Consider the following 2,231-nt stretch of genomic DNA (forward strand, 5'->3'; position numbering starts at 1 on the left):
GGATGCTGTCGCCCGTCGAGTTCGAACGGCAGCGGAAACTGAGAGCCGAAGGCGTCTAAGAAACGCGGGGCTATTCAGAGGCCAGATACGGAGAGGTCACAGTCACGATGGAAGAGGCCTATGCCGCGCATCGTGCCGCCGTCTTTGTAATTGCTCGACTTGGAACTGTTCAAACAACGAACTCATGACAAAGCGCTAGAATGCTAGACTTCGTCAGATCGCCAAAGTCGATCGGCCAACGGGAGATCGAAGCACTATGAAGCCCCCAACACCTCCACCCCGTCGCTTATCCCCTCCAGCGCGTCCAGAACGGCCTCCTGTTCGCCCTCCATCTCGGTCGCCACGCCGCGCAAGGCCAGGACCGCCGCATCGCGCAGCGCCACAGGCAAGTCGTCGCGGAAGAGCGCCCAGACCGGGTAGGGAAAGATCGGCGCGTCGTGCACGAGGTGCAGCTGGCCCGCATCCAAATACCGTTTCACGTAGCGGGCGGGCAGGTAGGCGGCCATGCCGCGGCGGGCGATGAAATCGGCGGCCATGGCGCCAAGGCTCAGCGTCAGGCCGGGGGTCGTCAGCGCCGGCAGGTGCAGCGCATGGGCCTGCACGAATTCCGGCCCCCAGTCGACAAAGGCATAGCGGCCCGGCAGCTCGGCCAGGTCCGGGCCGGGCCAGGCGGCGACGAGGACGAGGTCTTCCTCCATCACCCGCAGCGCCTCGAGGCCGGGGCGCAGCTGCGGCGTGTACATCAGCGCCGCCTGCACCACGCCTTCGACCAGGAAACGGGTCAGGCGGTCGGGCATGCCGATCTCGGCCCGGATGGTCAGCGCGGGGCGCGCGGCGCGCAGGCGGTCGATCCAGCGGAACCCCAGCCGGGGCCAGAGCGAATATTGCGCGCCCAGCGTCAGGCTTTCGGTAAAGCCCTCGGGGATCGCGACCTGCTGGCGCGCCTCCTCCCAGAGCTTGAGCATCGACAGGGCGTAGCGTTCGAACTCGCGTCCCGCCGGGGTCATCTCGGCCCCAGCCTTGGAGCGGGTGAAGAGCGGCCGGCCCAGGCTGTCCTCGAGCCGCTGCACCCGCAGGCTGACCGCGCTTTGCGTGACGAACAGCCGGTCGGCGGCGTTCACGAAGGATCCGGTGGCGGCAACTTCGAGGAAGGTGCGGATCAGGGTGATGTCCATGGGCTATCCATAAGCAATGCTCGTCTCAAACATATTTCTTATTCGTTTTTCCTTATGGATGCCATCCCCTATCTCTTCCCTTGTCAGCAGGAGGCGCGACGCCCCTGCCCCACCGAGGCCACAAGCCTTTGGAGATGAAAGGAAAAGACATGACGAAATTCGCACTCCGGATCGGTTTCATCGCCGCCCTCATCACCGCAACGGGCGCCCTGACCGCCTGCACCTCGGACCAGGTGATCGACAACACGGTCGGCGTGGCCGCCGGCACCGGCAAGATGGTCGGCAAGGCCGCCATCGGCGCGGGCAAGCTGGCCTACAAGGGCGGCAAGGCCGTGCTGACCGACGAAGACTGAACGGGCCGCGCGCACCCTCGCGACCCGACCCGTAACGAGTGACCTTTTGTGCCTCTCCTGCCCCCGCATGTGCCCTGCCCGGCGCCGCGGGGGATTTTTCGTTTGCGGATGGCGTCCCTCGCCGTCATAGCCTTGGGTTCAGCTGCCGCTGTCGACGGGCACGCGGATATGACCGACATCCTCTTGGAGAGAGAGTTTCGTTCCGTCTGGTAGCTCCGAAAAGCGCCCGCCGCGTTCCGAGAACTCTGTGAGGCCGGACAGGCCGACCTTGCTCAGACAAGAAAATACGTCTTCGTCAAAATAGACAGTACCCATCTGACTGCCATGAACCCAAACCGGAACCTTGGCGGCAAACTGCGCCTGTGCAAGATTTCCGAGCAATTTTGCTTCGAAAGAGAAAACTGGAAGAGTGCTGTCAAAGCGGTAATCTGGCTCACCTCTGGGCTCGAAATAAAGTCTCCGTCCGCACCAGAAATGATAGTGTTCTACTTGGCTCGCCGGTCGGCCACATTCGTCCATGATGAGGCAGGGCACGAATTCATGCCCACCCTCCGGGTCGCAGGTTAACAGGACATCTCGAAAGGCCGCGCTGACCACTGTCACACTGCCGAACCTGACGATGTCTCTAGGGTCAGGACCTATTGATTTCCGCTTGGTGGCGTGATTCACGGCTCAAAAACGAGCGGTGAACATGTCTGATCTT

The 2,231-nt window shown here is 62.9% G+C and carries 3 protein-coding genes; 1 reads left to right on the forward strand and 2 read right to left on the reverse strand.

Annotated elements, in window-relative coordinates; translation table 11 throughout:
- Window positions 1-254 precede the first annotated feature (254 nt).
- Window positions 255-1,175: a LysR family transcriptional regulator gene (locus MF270_RS28080; RefSeq protein WP_238368867.1), complete on the reverse strand. Its 921-nt coding sequence runs from the start codon at window positions 1,173-1,175 to the stop codon at window positions 255-257.
- A 149-nt stretch (window positions 1,176-1,324) separates the two neighbouring features.
- On the opposite strand from MF270_RS28080, the gene MF270_RS28085 reads away from it, so the two are divergent.
- Window positions 1,325-1,528 carry a hypothetical protein gene (locus tag MF270_RS28085; protein WP_238368868.1) on the forward strand — a complete coding sequence of 68 codons (204 nt, stop codon included), beginning with the start codon at window positions 1,325-1,327 and terminating at the stop codon, window positions 1,526-1,528.
- Window positions 1,529-1,666: 138 nt separating this feature from the next.
- Here MF270_RS28085 and MF270_RS28090 read toward each other — a convergent pair whose 3' ends face one another.
- Complete coding sequence (locus MF270_RS28090; RefSeq protein ID WP_238368869.1) at window positions 1,667-2,197, reverse strand: imm11 family protein; 531 nt, start codon at window positions 2,195-2,197, stop codon at window positions 1,667-1,669.
- Between the last annotated feature and the right edge of the window lie 34 nt (window positions 2,198-2,231).

It is taken from the genome of Mesobacterium pallidum, from assembly GCF_019966535.1.
Taxonomy (GTDB): domain Bacteria; phylum Pseudomonadota; class Alphaproteobacteria; order Rhodobacterales; family Rhodobacteraceae; genus Mesobacterium; species Mesobacterium pallidum.

What these genes read in the sequence shown, in the direction of transcription:
- MF270_RS28085 (WP_238368868.1), top strand. Translation starts at nt 1,325, where the DNA reads ATGACGAAATTCGCACTCCGGATCGGTTTCATCGCCGCCCTCATCACC.
- MF270_RS28080 (WP_238368867.1), bottom strand. Translation starts at nt 1,175, where the DNA reads ATGGACATCACCCTGATCCGCACCTTCCTCGAAGTTGCCGCCACCGGA.